This is a genomic window from Caulobacter henricii (assembly GCF_001414055.1).
GTDB lineage: Bacteria > Pseudomonadota > Alphaproteobacteria > Caulobacterales > Caulobacteraceae > Caulobacter > Caulobacter henricii.
The window spans coordinates 1,356,086-1,373,635 of record NZ_CP013002.1 but is presented as its reverse complement, the minus strand read 5'-3'; the positions used below and the strand labels follow the sequence as shown (position 1 = coordinate 1,373,635).

The window sequence follows — 17,550 nt, the reverse complement described above, 5'->3', positions numbered from 1 at the left end:
CACTCATTGGGAACCGCTCAGGGCTTGTAGCCGGCGGAGGCCAGAACCGGGAGGTTCAAGGTCCGAGCCGCCGAAGCAGGGGTCTGCAAGCCAGGACGGAGAAACATCCTAACCAGGCCGGCACAGGCTGCCGTGAAGGCCGCAAACAGGATCGTCAGGGCAAGAATGGGCTTCTGCAGGCTCTTGCCTTGAGACGGTGCCACAGCGCGCTGGACGATGCGAATATTGTCGCTGCTTTCCGATGACATCCGACGTTGCGCCTCGTCCTGCTGTTCCTTGACCGTAAAGTCACGAACATTGGACGACAGGACATCGCGATCGCGGCTCAGCTGATTGAACTGCGGCTCAAGTTCAGCCAGGCGCAGCAAGCGCTGATTCACATCCGCGACCTGCTGACCCGCGGTTGCCTCAGACACCCGAAGGGCCGCGACTTCGGCGATCAGGTCGTTGCGGGAGGTCTGCAGGGTTTGCCAAATCGGATTGGGGCCACTCCGCCGCGCGCCCTCACCACTGGTGCGCCCCGCCGCCATGCCCTTTTCCAGTTGGGCAATCTGGGCATCGATATCGCGAACCGGGCTCGCATCGGAACGATAGCGAGAGAGCAAACCCTCACGATCCAGCTTCAACTGGTTGAGTTTTGCCGCCGCCGTCGTGTCGGCATCGCGATAGAGCACGGTTTCGGCCGGCGTCCGCGCGAGTTCAGACTCGACCGCAGCCAGTCGGGCGGTGCGATCCTGCAACTGGGCTTCAATCGAGTACTTCTGCTGCTCGACCTGAGTCTGCAGTTGCGTCAGCGTCGCCTTCTGGGCCGAAAAGTCGCCGATGTCATTGGTGGTCAGGAAGGACTGGTAGCTCGTGTCCGTCTCCTGGAGCTTTTGCTCGAAGATGTCTTTCTGCCGCTGCAGGACACGGTCGTCGCCACCAATCAGCAGCCGCCGACGATAGGTGAGATACTCTTCCAGCAGGGTGTTCAACACCTTCTCAGCCCGATCCGGAGCTTCGTTCTGGTAAGACAGCCGGATAATGGAATTGTCCGGCGCGGTCTCGATCTTCAGGTGCTTGGCGATGGAATCGCGCCCAAGGGAAATGAGCTTGCGCTTACCTTCCGGTGTCGCAGCGGCGTATTTTGTGGCCTGTGACGGAAACACCTCCGCGAAGCCAAGCTTGCGAATGACGCGCTCCCGAAGCTCGCCGCTACCGAGAATCTCAGCTTCGGACTGGATGACCTGATCCACGTCAGGCACCGCTCCGCGGCCAGCATCGCCGGCACGGGGTTCATAGACATATTCCTGGCCAAGGCGAACGAAGAGGCTGGATTCTGCCGTGTAGTTCTTTTTCAGGGTCATCGAGAAGGCGATGCCGACGCTGGCAATCACCAGGAAGATGCCCAGCATCAGGAAGCGTTCTCGCCAAAGCAGCGTGATGAAGTCGGACGGCGCATAGCGGGCACGGGTCGCCCAGTCGCGTTGCGACGGAGGATCGTGCGGCACACTGGTCCAGGCGCTCGTCGTCGACATACGAATCCGAAGGGTTCACTCTCAGAGCCAAACTGGTCCGCTCGCCCTTAAGAGTTCGTTACCCATTCCTGTTAAGACTTGCCGCATGCACTCACGCACGCCCCTTTCGACAGCCTTGGCCATCCTGCTCTTAAGCAGTGGCGTAACGGCCTGTAGCCATGTGGACGGCGAGCCGCTCACGCCTGCGCCACGCCCCAGTGCGAACTTCCCGAACATCGGCTACGCGGACTGGTCCGAACAGGAGCCCTCCTATCGGTTCTATCCGGGCGATGAGGTCGAGGTGACGGTGGCATCGGCCACTGAACTCAACAGAACGGCCATCATTCAACCGGACGGGCGCATTGTCCTGCCCCTGCTGGGACCGGTGATGGCAGCGGATCGGACGATCTTTGAGCTGGAGGATGCGATCACCGAGGCCTATGGCAGCCAGTTGCTCAGGCCGCAGGTGCAGGTGGCGGTGAAGGCCACAATGCCGCTCAAGGTGTTTGTCGGCGGCGAGGTCGGCGCTCCCGGCGTGTACGACATGCCGGGTGATGTGGACGCGCTGCGCGCCGTAATTCAGGCTGGCGGCTTCAAGGCGTCCTCGAAGCGCAGCCAGGTTGTGATCATTCGTCGCGGGCCAGATGGCCGCGCCATGCTGCGGACGGCCGACCTCCTGAAGGGGATGACCAATCCGGGTGGCATAGACCTGATCCCACTCCGCAGGTTCGACATCGTTTACGTGCCGCGCAGCGGGGCGGCCGAAACGGGCCTGTTCATGCAGCAGTATTTCCGGGACCTGCTGCCGGTCAGTTTCAGCTACGCAGTCAACGGCGTCGGCCAATAGACTTCAGCTGAGGACTGGCCTGCTGCCGAATCCGGAAAGCCGGAGTCAGCCGTGGGCCAGCCACTCCCGCGCGGCGCGTTGAGCTTCGGCGACGTCTTCGCTGGCCATCTCCTGCGACAGTTCCTTGCGATAGACCTTGGCTTCGACCGAACCGCGCATGGCCGCCAGGTTGAACAGCATGTGGGCCGAGACATAGTCGACGGGCGCGCCGCCCTGACCGGTGGAATACATCAGCCCCATGCGGAACAGCTCGTCGCCCGAGGACTCGGGGGTCGGCAGAGGCAGGACATGGGCGGGCGGGGGTTCGAGGCTCATCATCATGGCATCTTCTCCACTTGCAGGCCCCTCAGACGTTCTGTCCGATCTCAGGCCTGAAAGCAGGAAAGTCCATCGCCACTGAATATATAGTTAAGCGGCGCGACATCATGAATCATGATCTGAATACATGCATTCTTCAGGGGTATTACTCAGTGTAAAGGCATGTATACGGCGAGTTAACGCCGCGCCCTTCGGCAACCCAGGACGTCTATCGCCAGGTCGAGCCCAGCGAAGACTCAAAGCCGCCAGAGACACGTCAAACGGCCGGTTTGTCAGGCCATTCCGGCGCTTTGGGGCCCCGAGCGGCTAGGGTCGAGCCCAGGCCGGAGCGCCCCTCTGCACCATCACTGAAGCGCCGGTTTGTGCCGCAGGCAAGCCATGTCGCGTTGAAGCCGTCCGCCTTGGACGATTGGTCGCAGATCAGATCACGATCCACACGTTGCCGATTCACCACACCAAACGACCTGACCACCGGAGCAAGACCGGTGCCTGACAGCCCCATTCAGGCCCGGTTCAGCCGGCCAGAACGACCTTGTTCGCCAGGTCGAGGGACTCGGCGGCTGAGAAACCGCCCGACCAAAAGGAGTGGACGAGATGAAACGTCTGTTGCTCACCATCGCTGCGGTCGCCTCGGTGGCCGCCCCCATGGCGCTCACGGCCAGCGACGCTTCGGCCCAGGATCGCGGCGGATGGGACCGTCGCGAGGATCGCTGGGACCGCCGTGAAGATCGTCGCGACGCCCGGCACGACAGCGGACGCTGGGACCGCCGCGAGGACCGCTGGGACCGGCGGGAAGACCGCTGGGATCGCGGCCGCCACAATGGCTACTACTATCGCGACCGCTTCTACTACGGCGCGCCTCCGTCATACTATTACGGCCGCCCTGGCTATCGGCCCGGATACAATGCCTGGCGGCGCGGCGCCTATCTGCCGCCCTATTATCGCAGCGGGGGCTATGTCGTGCACGACTACCACCGCTACCGTCTGCATGCGCCGCCGCGCGGCTATTACTGGTACCGGGCCGGCAATGACTATGTCCTCGCCGCCATTGCGACCGGACTGATCTTCGACGTGATGAACGGCGGCTACTAGCCGCCGCCTAGACTGCCGCGCCCCGGGACCCAGGGTCCGGGGCGCGGTTCAGGGCCTACAGGCCCAGCTTGGACTTCAGGAGATCGTTGACCGTGGCCGGATTGGCCTTGCCACCGGTCTCCTTCATCACCTGGCCGACGAACCAGCCGATGGCCTGGGGCTTGTCCTTCACGGCCGCAGCCTTGTCCGGATTGGCGGCGATCAGGGCGTCAATAGCCGCCTCGATGGCCCCGGTATCGTTGATCTGGACCAGGCCACGCTTCTCGACGATCTCGGCAGGACGCCCCTCGCCGGCCCACATGCGCTCGAAGACCTCCTTGGCGATCTTCGACGAGATGGTGCCGTTCTCGATCAGCTCGACCAGCTGGGCGATGTCGGACGAGGGCAAGGGCGAGTTGGCGATCTCGTGGCCGCCCGAGGACAGCTTCGAGAGCAGCTCATTGGTCACCCAGTTGGACACCAGCTTGGCATCCCGCCCCTTGGCGGCGGCTTCGAAATAGTCGGCCCGGTCGCTTTCAATGATCAGCACCCCGGCATCATAGGCCGACAGGCCATACTGACTCTGAAGACGCGCCTTCTTGGCGTCCGGCAGCTCCGGCAGGGTGGCCTCGATCGACTGCACCCAGTCGGGATCGAGGATCAGCGGCAGCAGGTCGGGATCGGGGAAGTAGCGATAGTCATGCGCCTCTTCCTTGGACCGCATCGAGCGGGTTTCCAGCTTGTTCGGATCGAACAGGCGCGTTTCCTGATCAACCTTGCCACCGTCTTCGAGGATCTCGATCTGGCGACGGGCCTCATATTCGATGGCCTGCTGGATATAGCGGTACGAGTTGACGTTCTTGATCTCGCAGCGCGTGCCCAGATGGCTGAAGCTGCCGGTCTCGCGGAACTTCTCGTAGGCCCCGGGACGGCACACCGAGACATTGACGTCGGCGCGCAAGTTGCCCTTGTCCATGTCGCCATCGCAGGTGCCCAGATAGACCAGGATCGTCCGCAGCTTCTTCACATAGGCGGCGGCCTCTTCCGAGGTCCGCATGTCGGGCTTGGAGACGATCTCCATCAGCGCCGTGCCCGCACGGTTCAGGTCGACATAGGTCGCGTTCGGATCCTGATCGTGCAGCGACTTGCCGGCATCCTGCTCCAGGTGCAGGCGCTCGATGCGCACCTCGAAGGTCGTGCCATCGTCGCGCTCGACCGTGACGACGCCCTCACCGACGATCGGCTGATCGAACTGGCTGATCTGATAGCCCTGCGGCAGGTCGGGATAGAAGTAGTTCTTGCGGTCGAAACGGCTCTTCAGATTGATCTTGGCCTTCAGGCCCAGACCCGTCTTGACCGCCTGTTCGACGCAGAAGCCGTTCAGGACCGGCAGCATGCCGGGCATGGCGGCATCCACCAGGCTGACCTGCTCATTGGGGCCCGCGCCAAAGCCGACGGCCGCGCCGGAGAACAGCTTGGACTTGCTGGCAACCTGGGCATGGACCTCAAGGCCCAGAACGATTTCCCAGGGGCCGGTGCGGCCTTGGATGGTTTTCGATTGATCGGTCATCGCACTCACCACCACTTTCCGGCCTTGGCGTTGAACCCGGCCGCCTTTTCCAGCGCCCCGGCCACCGAGAATACCGTGCCCTCGTCGAGGGGCTTGCCGATGATCTGCAGGCCCAGAGGCAGACCATTGGCATCGAGCCCGGCCGGCAGGGACAGGCCCGGCAGACCGGCGAGGTTGGTCGTCACCGTGAAGACGTCATTCAGGTACATGGCGATCGGATCATTGCTGTTCTCGCCCAGACCGAAGGCCGCCGACGGCGCCGTCGGGGTCAGGATGGCGTCACAGCGCTCCCAGGCCCTGTCGAAGTCCTCGGCGATGCGGCGACGCACCTTCAAGGCCTTCAGATAATAGGCGTCATAATAGCCGGCGCTGAGCACATAGGTGCCGATCAGGATGCGGCGCTTGACCTCGTCGCCGAAGCCTTCGGCGCGGGTGTTCTCATAGGTCTCGGTCAGATTGCCGCCCTCGGCCCGCAGGCCGTAGCGCATGCCGTCATAACGGGCCAGGTTCGACGAGGCCTCGGCCGGAGCGACGATGTAGTAGGCCGGCAGGGCGTACTTGGTGTGCGGCAGGGTGATGTCGACGATCTCGCAGCCGGCTTCCTTCAGCCAGGCGATGCCGTCTTCCCACAGCTTCTCGATCTCGGCCGGCATGTTGTCGACGCGGTATTCCTTGGGAATCCCGATCTTCAGGCCCTTGACCGACTTGCCGACGAACTGGGTGAAGTCCGGCACGGGCACGTCGAGGCTGGTGGAGTCCTTGGGGTCATGGCCGCACATCGAGGTCAGCAGCAGGGCCGCGTCCTCGACGGTCTTGGCGATCGGGCCGGCCTGGTCCAGCGAGCTGGCAAAGGCCACGACGCCCCAGCGCGAGCAGCGGCCATAGGTCGGCTTGATGCCCACAGTGCCGGTAAAGGCGGCCGGCTGGCGGATCGAGCCGCCGGTGTCGGTGGCGGTGGCCCCCAGGCACAGGTCGGCGGCCACGGCCGCAGCCGATCCACCCGACGAGCCGCCGGGGGTCAGGGCCTTGTTGCTGGCCGTCGAGCGCCAGGGATTGGTCACCGGGCCGAAGGCGCTGGTCTCGTTGGACGAGCCCATGGCGAACTGGTCGAGGTTGAGCTTGCCCAGCATCACCGCACCGTCGCGCCACAGCTGGCTGGTGACGGTGGATTCGTACTCCGGGACAAAGCCCTTGAGGATGTTCGAGCAGGCGGTCGTCTGGACGCCCTTGGTGCAGAACAGGTCCTTGATGCCCAGGGGCGCGCCGTCCAGCGGGCCGGCCGCACCCAGGGCGCGACGGGCGTCGGAGGCCGCGGCCATGGCCAGGGCCTGTTCCGGGGTCTCGACGATGAAGGCGTTCAGGGCCCGCGCGGCCTCAATGGCCTCGATATGGGCCGTGGTCAGTTCGACCGAGGTGAAGTCGCCGGCCGTCAGGCCATCGATGGCAGCCTTCAGGGTCAGGGAGGTCAGGGCACTCATTATTCGACCACCTTGGGCACGACGAAGAAGCCGTCGACAGACTTGGGCGCATTGGAGGTGATCACCGAGGCGTCGCCGCCCATGGTCACCACGTCCTCGCGCAACGGGGCACCGGCTCCGACCACGCTGGTCAGGGGCTCGACGCCGTCGGTATCGACCTCGGCCAGCTGTTCAATCCACGCCATGATGCCGTTGAGCTCCTGGGCCAGGGGCTCCAGGCGATCTTCGGGTGTGGCGATCCGCGCGAGCCGCGCGACCTTGCGCACTGTGGCGACGTCAATGGCCATGGGGGCCTCCTGAATTCCAAGCGCGTGGGTTAGCCGCCAGAGGGGCGCTTTGACAAGGGTTCCTAACCTAAGTTGGGCGCTTCCCAATGTAAGTTGGGCCCTTCGATGTGTTATGAGGCGCGATGCCCGTTTTAGACATCGAAGACTTCGCCGCCGCCATCCCCGATTACCTGCCGATCGTCGGCCTCGATCCCGGCGAAAAAACCATCGGCGTGGCCGTTTCCGACGTCACCCTGACCGTCGCCAGTCCCCTGGCCCTGATCCGCAAGTCCAAGTTCACCGAGGACGCCGAGACGCTCTTCAAGCTGATGGGTAGCCGCAAGGCCGCCGGCATCGTCATCGGCCTGCCGATGAACATGGACGGCACCGAGGGCGTCCGCTGCCAGTCCAACCGCGCCTTTGGCCGCAACCTGTTGCGCCTGCAACCGCACGTGCCGATCACCTTCTGGGACGAGCGCCTGTCGACCGCTGCCGTGACCCGGGTGCTGATCGAGGAGCACGACATCAATCGCAAGCGTCGCGCCGAGGTAGTCGACAAGATGGCCGCCGGCTGGATCCTGCAGGGCGCGCTGGAGCGGATGCGGGGCATCCGCGAGGCGGCCGGCAAGGTTTAGCTTTCTTAGATCCTCCCCCTCCGGGGGAGGTGGCCCGGAGGGCCGGAGGGGGCCCGCTGGGCGAACGCCGCATTAGCCCCATCAGTAGCTCCGCGACAGCTCCCCCAGAGGGGGAGCAGCTACAGTTTCGCGACCTCACACGATCTCTCGCTGAGTTGTGGAAAGGGTCGCGAAGCGTCCGGGCTCGCCCGGATGATTGGATAGAGATTACCGTTTCGACGAAGCCGTGCGCTCCGCGTGACCGTTTTCCGTCAGCCTCCCGCCAGGTGGCCCTGTTCAGGCCTTACCGGGACCCGGATCCCGCCGTTTCCAGCGCGCTCCGGCGGTCGAAGAGGACGGGCTTTCAGCCAGACACGCCCTTTTGCCTTCAACCACGCCGACGGCGGGCGGGTCTGGCCAGCAACCAGATCCCCGGACACGCTTCAGTATCCCCCTGAAGCCCAGCCCCGCTCGATCACCCCCCGCCGCCGCAATGGTCGCTGGCCCTGCGCCCTTTCCTCGCGACGAGGTGGGGACAGAATACGGGAGGTTTCAGCGCGTCGGACGGGCGCGCTGAGACTGTTTTCAGAGTGTTGATTTCACAGCAGTCTCGCAGAGATCGTTCGGGGATTAGGCGCAGTTCATCCCCGCACTTGCCCCCTACGGATCGCTTCGCGATCGTCTTCCCCCGGAGGGGGAAGATGGGTTGGCGCGTTTCATCTTCCCCCTGAAAGGGGGAGGACGACCTGCGAAGCAGGTCAGGAGGGGGCCAGCGGCGCTGGCCGGTTGACCATGCCGACAGGCCCTAGAGCGGGATGTTGTCGTGCTTCTTCCAGGGGTTGGACAGTTCCTTGCCCTTCAGGCTCTTCAGGCCCCGGACAATCCGCCGACGGGTGCCGTGCGGCATGATCACGTCGTCAATATAGCCGCGGCTGGCGGCCACGAACGGATTGGCGAAAGCCGCCTTGTATTCGGCCTCGCGGGCAGCCAGGGCGACCGGATCCTTGGCCTCGGCGCGGAAGATGATCTCGACCGCCCCCTTGGCCCCCATGACCGCGATCTCGGCGGTGGGCCAGGCATAGTTGAGGTCGCCGCGCAGGTGCTTGGAGCTCATCACGTCATAGGCGCCGCCATAGGCCTTGCGGGTGATGACCGTGATCTTGGGCACCGTGGCCTCGGCATAGGCAAACAGCAGCTTGGCGCCATGTTTGATCAGGCCGCCATATTCCTGCTTGGTCCCCGGCATGAAGCCCGGGACGTCGACCAGGGTGACGATCGGGATATTGAAGGCATCGCAGAAGCGCACGAAGCGCGCGGCCTTGCGGCTGGAATCGATGTCCAGCACCCCGGCCAGAACCTGGGGCTGGTTGGCAACGATGCCGACGCTCTCGCCGTCCATGCGGGCGAAACCGCAGATGATGTTCTTGGCCCACTCGCTGGAGATCTCGAAGAAGTCGGCTTCGTCGACGATCTTCAGGATCAGTTCCTTCATGTCGTAGGGCTTGCCCGGATCGCTGGGGATCAGGGTGTCGAGGCTCATTTCCTCGCGCAGGGGCTCATCGAAGCTCTCGCGGTCGGGAGCGGTTTCGCGATTGGAGCTGGGCAGGAAATCGACCAGGCGGCGGACCTGCGTCATGGCCTCCAGGTCGTTCTCGAAGGCCCCTTCGGCGACGCCCGACTTGGCGGCATGCACCCGGGCTCCGCCCAGTTCCTCGGCGGTGACCACCTCGTTGGTGACCGTCTTGACCACGTCAGGACCGGTCACGAACATGTAGCTGGTGTCCTTCACCATGAAGATGAAGTCGGTCATGGCCGGTGAATAGACGTCGCCGCCGGCGCAGGGGCCCATGATCACGCTGATCTGCGGCACGACGCCCGAGGCCAGGACGTTTTCCATGAAGATGTCGGCATAGCCGGCCAGGCTGTCGACACCCTCCTGGATGCGGGCCCCGCCGGCATCGAACAGGCCGATGATCGGCGCGCCGACCTTCATGGCCTGGCGCTGGACCTTGACGATCTTGGCCGCGTGGGCACCCGACAGCGAGCCGCCGAACACCGTGAAATCCTTGGAGAAGACATAGACGACCTTGCCATTGATCGTGCCCCAGCCGGTAACGACGCCGTCGCCGGGGATCTTCTGGTCCTGCATGCCGAAATCGGCGCTGCGGTGCTCGACGAACATGTCGAACTCTTCGAAGCTGCCTTCATCGAGGAGCAGATCGATGCGCTCGCGGGCCGTCAGCTTGCCCTTGGCATGCTGTGACGCCACCCTTGCCTCGCCGCCGCCGCCCTTGGCCTGCTCGCGACGACGATCCAGTTCCTCGAGAATATTCTGCACGGATGCGTTCCCCTGCTCCAGACGGCGATCTCCCAGGCCGTGGGGCCGCCTTATCGGACGAGGGGTAAAGCCGCGCGGCCGGACTGGCAAGCCAGCCCTTACGGCAGTGCAGCAAAGCCGGCGGCCAGGGCTAGGCCTGGGCCAGGGCCTGGAACCAGCGCTCAAGGGCCAGGGCCTCGATCGCCAGGTTGTCGGCGCGCAGCCGGGCTTCCTCGTCCTGGCCCCAGGTATCGGCCTGGAAGATTTCCTCGAGGCGCGACAGGTCCAGCGCCCTCTGGCCATCCAGTTCGCCGGCGCGCAGGGCCAGGGCCAGGACCGACGACCCCAGCAGACCGGCGGCATAGGCCACCCCGGCCAGGCTGAAATCGTCAAGCGAGGCGGCCAGGGCCTCAACCCGCGCCAGGGTCTGGGTCGGCTGGGGCGTATGGATGATCCCGGTGACGGGCTGGAAGCTCAGGCCCAGGGCCTGTTCAGCCCAGTCGAGCACGGGCTGCCAGTCGCGGGTCTGCCGCTCGACGAGCGGCGTCGGGTGCTCGGCGCGGTAGCAGAGCAGATCGGAGCCGGCATAGGCCGCGACCTCGGCGGCCACGGCGGCGCGGGTCTCGGCAATGCGGTCAATGGCGGTGAAGGCCAGGCGGGTGGCCGGCATGACGGTCGAGTCGATGACCTTGTCCTGTGCTTCCCATTCGTCGGCGACCAGTCGGGCCAGGGCCTCCGACGGCAGGACCAGGGCCGACTTGGCCGGCGACTTGGGCGTGCGGCCATCCAGCTGCACGGCATAGCCTGCGTCCACGGACCCGACCGTGACCGCCTTGTAGAACCGGCGGGGCTTTTCAAGGGGCGGGGTCTTCTCGGCCACGGGTGAGGCCTCCTTCGGCAGGTACAGGGCTTTGGACGACGGATCGGCCGGTCCAGGGCGTTGAATGGTCAAGAACGCCCCCGGATACAAGTGCCGGGAACCCGGAGAGCCTGACCTTGTCCCTGACCGACAAAGACCTGATGGCAGCCCTGGCCGTGACCCGCTTCGGTCTCGGTGCGCGGCCCGGCGACATCGCGACGGCGGCGCACGATCCGCGCGGGTCGCTGATCGACCAGATCGACGGTCGCGGCGCCGACCAGCCTCAGGACAGGCCCGAGACGGCCGCCCAGCGCTTCGTGGCCATGCGGGCCTATCAGGCACTGCGCCGCGAGGCCAGGGATGATGGCGAACCCCGCACGGTCGCGGTGCAGCAGGCCAACCGCGTCCTGCGCGACAAGGCCGCCGCCGACTTTCTGGCCCGGGCGCGACTCGGGGCCGGCACGGCCGACGGCTTTCGCGAGCGCTGGGCGCTGTTCTGGGCCAATCACTTCACGGTCTCCAGCACCAAGGAGATTACCGCAGCCATGGTCGGCCCGTTCGAACAGGAGGTGATCCGCCCCTACGCCTTTGGCCGCTTCGAAGACCTGCTGGTCGCCGCCAGTACCCATCCGGCCATGCTGACCTATCTCGACCAGGCCCAGTCGGTCGGTCCCAACAGCGCCCTGGGCGACCGCAACAGCCGGCGGGGACTCAATGAAAATCTCGCCCGCGAGATCCTCGAGCTGCATACGCTCGGGATCGAGGCCGGCTACAGCCAGGCCGACGTGACGGAACTGGCCCGGGCCCTGACCGGGTTCAGCATCGGCCGCGAAGACGATGCCCGGGCCGGCCAGTTCGTGTTCCGGGAAAACATCCACGAGCCCGGCGCCCGCGCTGTGCTCGGCAAGACCTACAAGGCGGGCGACCTCGGCCAGGGCCTGGCCATCCTCAAGGCCCTCGCCGCCCATCCGGCCACGGCCCGGCATCTGGCCTTCAAGATCGCCCGGCATTTCGTGGCCGATGATCCGCCGCCGAGCCTGGTCGCCCGACTGGAGGCCAGCTTCCGGGACAGCGGCGGCCGGCTGGATCGCGTCGCCCGCACCCTGATCGAGGCTCCGGAGGCCTGGGATCCGGCCGCGAGCAAGTTCAAGACCCCCTATGAGTTCCTGATCTCGGCCTGGCGCCTGATCGGGGCCCAGCCCTCGGCTTTCGAGCGCATCACCCTCCCCCTGATCAGCCTGGGCCAGCGGGGCTTCTCCGCGCCGTCGCCCAAGGGCTGGTCGGATATGGCCGGGGAATGGTGCTCGCCCGACGGCCTGGTCAAGCGCCTGCAATGGAGCCAGGCCTTCGCCGAGGTCATTGCCGAGCGCATGGACCCTTCAGTCGCCGCCCAGAATGCCCTGGGAGCCCGCCTGTCGGTCCCGACCGCCCAGGCGGTAGCGCGCGCCGAAACCCGCAGCGAGGCCTTCGCCCTGCTGCTGATGAGCCCGGAGTTCCAGCGTCGATGACCGCTCACCCGATGATCAATCGCCGCCAGGCCCTGGCTGCTGCCGCCGGGCTCGGCCTGTCCGTGACCTTCCTCGGACGCCCGGCCCTGGCGGACCGCGACAGCGCTCTGGACCGGCGCAAGCTGGTGGTCGTCATCTGTCGCGGCGGCATGGACGGCCTCTCGGTCAGTCCGCCGGTCGGTGACCCGCACTATCAGACCCTGCGGCGTGACCTCGCCATCCGGAAGGAAGACGGCCTGAAGCTCGACGGGACCTTTGCCCTGCACCCCGCCCTGACCGCCGTCCACGCCCTGGCCCTGCAAGGCCAGGCCCGGATTGCGCCGGCCGTGGCATCGCCGGACCGGGCCCGCTCGCATTTCGAAGCCCAGGACGTGCTCGAGAGTGGCTCGGCCCAGGTCTATGCCACCACCTCGGGCTGGCTGAACCGGGCCCTGGAAACCTTCCCCGCCTCCGGCAAGGCCGGCGGTCTCTCTGTCGGGGCCACCACGCCGCTGATCCTGCGGGGCAAGGTGCAGGCCGCCAGCTGGTCGCCGGGCCGGAGCGTCGAGGACTCCCCCCGCCTGCCGGGCCTGCTGCAGGACCTCTATCGCAATGACCCGCTGATGGGCCCGGCCCTGGCACGCGGTCTGGAAACCGAAGCCATGGCCCAGACCGCCCTTGGAGCCCTGTCGCCGGCCGGCGGCATGATGGCTCCCGCCCCCGGTCGCGGCGGCCGGGAGGGACGCGAGGCGGCCCGCAAGCTGGGTGCCACCCTCGCCGGCTTCCTCGTCCAGGAGGGCGGACCCCGCATCGCGGCCCTGTCGCTCGACGGCTGGGATACCCATGCCGGCCAGAACGGCCAGATCGCCACCCGCCTGGCCTATCTGGACTCGGTGCTGGCCGGCCTGAACACCGGCCTCGGCGCGGAGTGGCAGAACACCGTGGTGCTTACGGTGACGGAGTTTGGCCGCACTGCCCGCGCCAACGGCACCGGCGGCACCGACCACGGCACGGCCTCGACGGCCCTGCTGCTGGGCGGAGCCCTGAAGCCGGGCGGGATCATCGGCGACTGGCCGGGCCTGGCTCCGACCGCCCTGTTCGAAAACCGCGACCTCGCCCCGACCCTCGACCTTCGCGGCCTGTTCAAGGGCCTGCTGGGCGATCATCTGGGCCTCGACCGCGCCGCGCTCGAAAGCCGGGTGTTCCCGGGGAGTCCCGAGGCGCGGGCGGTCACGGGGTTGGTCTGATAGTTCCCGCTCTCCCCGGCGTATGTTCACCGGGGCCGACAAGGGATCGCAGCCGCGATCTGAACGCCTGGTGTCCGCAACCGCGCTGAGGGCTGCGCTCGAGCCGTTTTGGACATCCAGACGTCCGGATCGTAAGCCCTGTCAGCTAGCGAAACATCGGGTTCGGAACCTGACCCGGCCATGAGAGGATCGGAAGCTCCGAGGTCCAATGAATCCCTAACGATCAGGACGGCCGATCACTCACTTGCCGAGGTAGGGACTCGCGTAGTGCCTCAGGCCCGGATCGAGCCTGAACGCCTGAGCAAAATCAGCATCCCGTTGCTTCAAATCACCGCGGAAATGATGAAACTCGGCACGCGCAAACCAGAGTTTCGCCATACTTGGTTTTAGCCGGATCGATTCATCATAACCTCTGATCGCCTCCGTATAGTTTCCAATATCCGCTTGAATTCCTGCGCGCTGACTAAGTATTTCGGCATCCTTTGGATCCAACCGGATCACCTCGTTATAGTCGGATAGTGCTGCCAATTGATCTCCCTGCAAATTGTAGAGAAACCCACGGCGGGCATATGCTTCCAAGTTATCAGGATCAAGATCGATCGCTTGATCATAGTCGGCCATGGAGCCGCCATCGAAACGTACTGAACCGCGTCCGACATAGGCTTTCGCATTTCGTGGATCGATACGGATGGCCTCGTTAAACTCGACAAACGCCCGATCGGTATCGTCCTGCTTTAAATGGGCCAGACCACGCTTGTAGTGAAGATCACTGGCCGCCGTCTGGGCGTTTGCCGTTGCGGTGAAAAAAATGGCCGACGCAAAAACTGCCGCCAATGCCACCAGATAACCCGGCCCGCGCTTCCCTCGCATGATCATCTCCAAAAAACTTTGGTTCTGATTGGGTGGCCCGATCAGCCGCCTGTCAAGCCACCGCTACCGGCAGAGGTGGCCAAGGCCCGCAATCCACCCCCAACAGCCGATCACAACGCCCGCTGTCGGCACCCACTGACGGGTCTGGGCCTCCAGTCTTCGCCGAGCGGAGCGGATCTACTGAGGCACCACGTCGAACGCGATGGTCAGGCGGTGCTCGGGCGAGGTGAAGGCCCGGGTGCCGTGCCACATGTAGGACGGGAACAGCACCAGCATCCCCGGCTCCGGCCGCACCTCATGCTCGGGACCGAGGGCCGGACGGGTCACGCAGCCGGGCTGACCGAACTTGATCCAGCCTTCGCGCCGCGTGTCGTCGGCGACGCCGACCGGCAGGTCCAGATAGAAGGCTGACGAGATCCAGCCTTGCGGATGCACATGGTCGGCATGGAAGCCGTTCGGGGCCAGCCGGACCGACCAGCCTCCGCTGAAGCGGAAATCGCCCGTCGCCCGCCCGCGCATCGGGTCATCACCGGGCCCGAGATCGGCCAGATAGAGGGCCACCACCTTGCGGACCTGGGCGAAAAAGGCCTGGAACAGCGGATCGGGCGACTGGTGCAGCGAAGGCACCTGACTGCCGCCGCGCAGGGACTGCTGCAGGGGATGGGTCTTCAGATCGTGCCGCTCGGCCAGGCGGGCGCGCAGGGCGTCCAGAAAGCCCGCCAGGCTGTCCCAGCCCTCGGGGGTCGGCAGGGTGTAGGCCCGGACCAGGCTCGCATAGTCGTTGAGGCTCGCCTGGCGCGGATCGCCGGCCAGTCGCCAGGCGGTCGATTGCAGGGCCAGGGCATATTGATCGAGGGGCGCGGCAGCCCTCAGCCGCCCGGCCGTCTGGGCGGCGGCAGCCGGATCGCCGACCGCCAGCTGCGCCTCGGTCAGGGCGGTCAGGACCTGCGGGGCCTGGGGCGCCACAGGCTCGGCCGCCCGGGCCAGATCCAGCATGGTTTCGACCTCGCCGATCTCGCCGGCCATGTGCGAGGCGGCGAGCAGGAGCAGGACGTCACCGGGCCGGCGCGCGAGGGCCTGGGTCAGGGTGGCATAGGCGGCCGGGCGGTCTCCGGCAAATTCCTCCACCGTGCTCCTGAGCAGGATCAGGCCCGTATCGTCGGGGCTGCGTGCCAGCGAGGCGGACAGGGCGGTCAGGGCCCAGGCCAGGTCCCCGGACCGCATCCAGCGCAGTTGGGCCAGGTTGCGATGGGCCTCGGCAAAGCCGTCCCGCCGGGCGATGGCGGCCAGGAAGGCGGCCTCGGCCTCGTCATAGCGGCTCTGGCCCTGCAGGGCGCGACCCAGCACCAGCCAGGCCTCCGGCACGTCGAGGCCCAGGGCCATGGCCTTGCGGATCGCCGCCTCGCCTTCCCCGGCCTCGGCCAGATCGCCCAGGGTGGCCGCCAGATTGTACCAGGCGATGCGATCATTCGGCGTCGCCACCACCGCCCGGCGATTGAAGGCCAGGGCCTCGTCCGGCCGGTCCGCACCCTTCAGCGCCGCCGCATGGACGATCAGCAGGCCCGCCGTGGCCTGGGGCGCAGCCGCAGCCGTCTTCGTCAGGGCGACGGCCTCAACCGCCCGCCCCTGGTCCACGAGGGTCCAGGCCTGCCGGACGATCTCTGCTGTCATCGCCGCTTGATCTGCCTTTTGGCGAACGGATCCTGGTCGGCCTCGTCTTCCGAGAAGCCGAACTTGGCAAAGCCGGCCTTCAGCTCGGGGCTGATCGGGGCCTCGATGAACAGCATGCCCACCGACGGATGCGGCAGCATCACCGAGCGGGCATGCAGCTGCAGCTTCAGGCCTTCCGACAGCTGGGTCGATTTCTCGTCGCTGTATTTGGGATCGCCGAGGATCGGGTGGCCGATGGCCTTCATGTGGGCGCGCAGCTGGTGGGTGCGGCCGGTATGGGGACGCAGGGCCATCCAGGTGACGCGCGGCCCGGCCCGGCTGATCGAGACGAACTCGGTCTCGGCCGGCTGGGCGTCCTTGTCTTTGGGCTCGGCCGGCACGACCAGTTCCCGGTCGCCCACACCGCGCTTGGCCAGGTGCAGCTCGATGACGCCCTCGACCGGGTGCGGGTTGCCCTGGACGATGGCCCAGTAGGTCTTCTGCGCCTTGCGCTTGGCAAATGAGCCCGACAGGCGCGCGGCGGCGGCCGGGGTCTTGCCCAGCAGCAGCACGCCGGAGGTATCGCGGTCGAGGCGGTGGACCAGCTTCGGCCGATTGACGCCCTCTCCCCAGGCCGACAGCAGCTTGTCGATATGGTGGGTGGTCTTGGTGCCACCCTGCACGGCCAGACCGGCCGGCTTGTTCAGGGCCAGGACTTCCTCGTCCTCGTAGAGCACCAGCGACTTGGCAAACGCGATGTCGCGCTTGGACAGGGCCAGCTTCTCGTCCGGATCGGGGGCTTCCGGCAGGGGCGGTACGCGGATCTGCGAGCCCGCCGCCAGCTTGGTGTCGGCCTTGACGCGCGAGCCGTCGACCCGCACCTGACCGGAGCGGAACAGCTTGTTGAGCTGGATATGGTTCAGATGGGGCCACCGGCGCTTGAACCAGCGGTCCACCCGGACCCCGTCCTCGCCCGCGTCCACATAGAGCGTGCGTACTTCTTTCATGCCGCGAACATCCTGCGGGCGATGTACATCCCCGCGTAAAGGGCCGCCACGGACAGAAGCACGCTGGCAGCGGTATAGGTGAAGGCCTGGCCGTAGTCGCGCTTCTGGATCATCAGCGCGGTCTCCAGCGAAAAGGCCGAAAAGGTCGTGAAGCCGCCCATGACGCCGACGGCGAACAACAGGCGGACGGGTTCGTGGCTGGCATTGCCGCGATGGGCCAGCCAGGAGGCCAGCACGCCCATCAGGAACCCACCGGTCACATTCACCAGGAAGGTACCGTAAGGCCAAGCCGATCCGAGCAGCCGGAGGGCTTGCACGCCCACCAGATAGCGGGCGACCGAGCCAACGGCGCCGCCGGCGGCCACGAGAAGCAGTTTGGTCATCGGCTCCTTATGCGCCGAGCGGGGCCGAACGCCAAGTCGTGCGGTGCCCTCTTCAAGGTGAACGCAGCGG

At 66.1% G+C, this 17,550-nt stretch carries 16 protein-coding genes; 5 read left to right on the top strand and 11 right to left on the bottom strand.

Annotated elements, in window-relative coordinates; all coding sequences use genetic code 11:
• Positions 1–17: 17 nt before the first annotated feature.
• Positions 18–1,517 carry a GumC family protein gene (locus AQ619_RS06495; protein ID WP_062145624.1) on the bottom strand — a complete coding sequence of 500 codons (1,500 nt, stop codon included), beginning with the start codon at positions 1,515–1,517 and terminating at the stop codon, positions 18–20.
• Positions 1,518–1,602: 85 nt separating this feature from the next.
• Between AQ619_RS06495 and AQ619_RS06490 the strand changes: the two genes are divergently transcribed.
• Positions 1,603–2,343, top strand: coding sequence for a polysaccharide biosynthesis/export family protein (locus tag AQ619_RS06490; protein ID WP_062145622.1), 741 nt, complete (start codon positions 1,603–1,605; stop codon positions 2,341–2,343).
• A 45-nt stretch (positions 2,344–2,388) separates the two neighbouring features.
• On the opposite strand, the gene AQ619_RS06485 is transcribed toward AQ619_RS06490, so the two are convergent.
• Positions 2,389–2,661, bottom strand: a complete 273-nt coding sequence (locus tag AQ619_RS06485; protein ID WP_062151334.1) for an SEL1-like repeat protein — start codon at positions 2,659–2,661, stop codon at positions 2,389–2,391.
• Positions 2,662–3,255: 594 nt separating this feature from the next.
• On the opposite strand from AQ619_RS06485, the gene AQ619_RS06480 reads away from it, so the two are divergent.
• Positions 3,256–3,753, top strand: a complete 498-nt coding sequence (locus AQ619_RS06480) for an RcnB family protein (RefSeq protein WP_062145620.1) — start codon at positions 3,256–3,258, stop codon at positions 3,751–3,753.
• Positions 3,754–3,808: 55 nt separating this feature from the next.
• Here the strand turns inward: AQ619_RS06480 and gatB are convergent, their stop codons facing one another.
• From gatB to gatC, 3 genes are read right to left on the bottom strand one after another with little or no spacing between them, the layout of a single operon-like run.
• The gene (gene gatB, locus AQ619_RS06475) at positions 3,809–5,302 is read right to left on the bottom strand and encodes an Asp-tRNA(Asn)/Glu-tRNA(Gln) amidotransferase subunit GatB (RefSeq protein ID WP_062145618.1); all 1,494 of its coding nucleotides are present in this window, start codon (positions 5,300–5,302) and stop codon (positions 3,809–3,811) included.
• Positions 5,303–5,307: 5 nt separating this feature from the next.
• The gene (gene gatA / locus AQ619_RS06470) at positions 5,308–6,780 is read right to left on the bottom strand and encodes an Asp-tRNA(Asn)/Glu-tRNA(Gln) amidotransferase subunit GatA (RefSeq protein WP_062145616.1); all 1,473 of its coding nucleotides are present in this window, start codon (positions 6,778–6,780) and stop codon (positions 5,308–5,310) included.
• On the bottom strand, positions 6,780–7,067 hold the full coding sequence (gatC, locus tag AQ619_RS06465; protein WP_062145614.1) for an Asp-tRNA(Asn)/Glu-tRNA(Gln) amidotransferase subunit GatC: 288 nt from the start codon (positions 7,065–7,067) through the stop codon (positions 6,780–6,782). Before gatC ends, gatA begins: the two co-directional genes overlap by 1 nt.
• Positions 7,068–7,189: 122 nt before the next feature.
• Between gatC and ruvX the strand changes: the two genes are divergently transcribed.
• Complete coding sequence (gene ruvX / locus AQ619_RS06460) at positions 7,190–7,681, top strand: Holliday junction resolvase RuvX (RefSeq protein ID WP_062145612.1); 492 nt, start codon at positions 7,190–7,192, stop codon at positions 7,679–7,681.
• Positions 7,682–8,465: 784 nt separating this feature from the next.
• On the opposite strand, the gene AQ619_RS06455 is transcribed toward ruvX, so the two are convergent.
• Both AQ619_RS06455 and AQ619_RS06450 read right to left on the bottom strand, forming a co-directional pair.
• The gene (locus AQ619_RS06455) at positions 8,466–9,998 is read right to left on the bottom strand and encodes an acyl-CoA carboxylase subunit beta (protein ID WP_062145610.1); all 1,533 of its coding nucleotides are present in this window, start codon (positions 9,996–9,998) and stop codon (positions 8,466–8,468) included.
• Positions 9,999–10,128: 130 nt separating this feature from the next.
• Positions 10,129–10,929, bottom strand: coding sequence for an ATP12 family chaperone protein (locus AQ619_RS06450; RefSeq protein ID WP_335338046.1), 801 nt, complete (start codon positions 10,927–10,929; stop codon positions 10,129–10,131).
• Between the two features lie 44 nt (positions 10,930–10,973).
• On the opposite strand from AQ619_RS06450, the gene AQ619_RS06445 reads away from it, so the two are divergent.
• Positions 10,974–12,344, top strand: coding sequence for a DUF1800 domain-containing protein (locus AQ619_RS06445; RefSeq protein WP_062145608.1), 1,371 nt, complete (start codon positions 10,974–10,976; stop codon positions 12,342–12,344).
• Positions 12,341–13,570, top strand: coding sequence for a DUF1501 domain-containing protein (locus AQ619_RS06440; RefSeq protein ID WP_062145606.1), 1,230 nt, complete (start codon positions 12,341–12,343; stop codon positions 13,568–13,570). Before AQ619_RS06445 ends, AQ619_RS06440 begins: the two co-directional genes overlap by 4 nt.
• Positions 13,571–13,810: 240 nt before the next feature.
• Here AQ619_RS06440 and AQ619_RS06435 read toward each other — a convergent pair whose 3' ends face one another.
• From AQ619_RS06435 to crcB, 4 genes are all read right to left on the bottom strand, one after another.
• Positions 13,811–14,440 (bottom strand): tetratricopeptide repeat protein, encoded by a 630-nt coding sequence (locus AQ619_RS06435; RefSeq protein WP_166504153.1) that lies wholly within the window; start codon positions 14,438–14,440, stop codon positions 13,811–13,813.
• A gap of 177 nt (positions 14,441–14,617) precedes the next feature.
• Positions 14,618–16,111, bottom strand: a complete 1,494-nt coding sequence (locus AQ619_RS06430) for a putative 2OG-Fe(II) oxygenase (protein WP_062145602.1) — start codon at positions 16,109–16,111, stop codon at positions 14,618–14,620.
• Positions 16,108–17,097, bottom strand: coding sequence for an RluA family pseudouridine synthase (locus AQ619_RS06425; RefSeq protein ID WP_062145600.1), 990 nt, complete (start codon positions 17,095–17,097; stop codon positions 16,108–16,110). Before AQ619_RS06425 ends, AQ619_RS06430 begins: the two co-directional genes overlap by 4 nt.
• Positions 17,094–17,480 carry a fluoride efflux transporter CrcB gene (crcB, locus tag AQ619_RS06420; RefSeq protein WP_062145598.1) on the bottom strand — a complete coding sequence of 129 codons (387 nt, stop codon included), beginning with the start codon at positions 17,478–17,480 and terminating at the stop codon, positions 17,094–17,096. The genes AQ619_RS06425 and crcB overlap by 4 nt, the downstream gene beginning before the upstream one ends.
• Positions 17,481–17,550 lie beyond the last annotated feature (70 nt).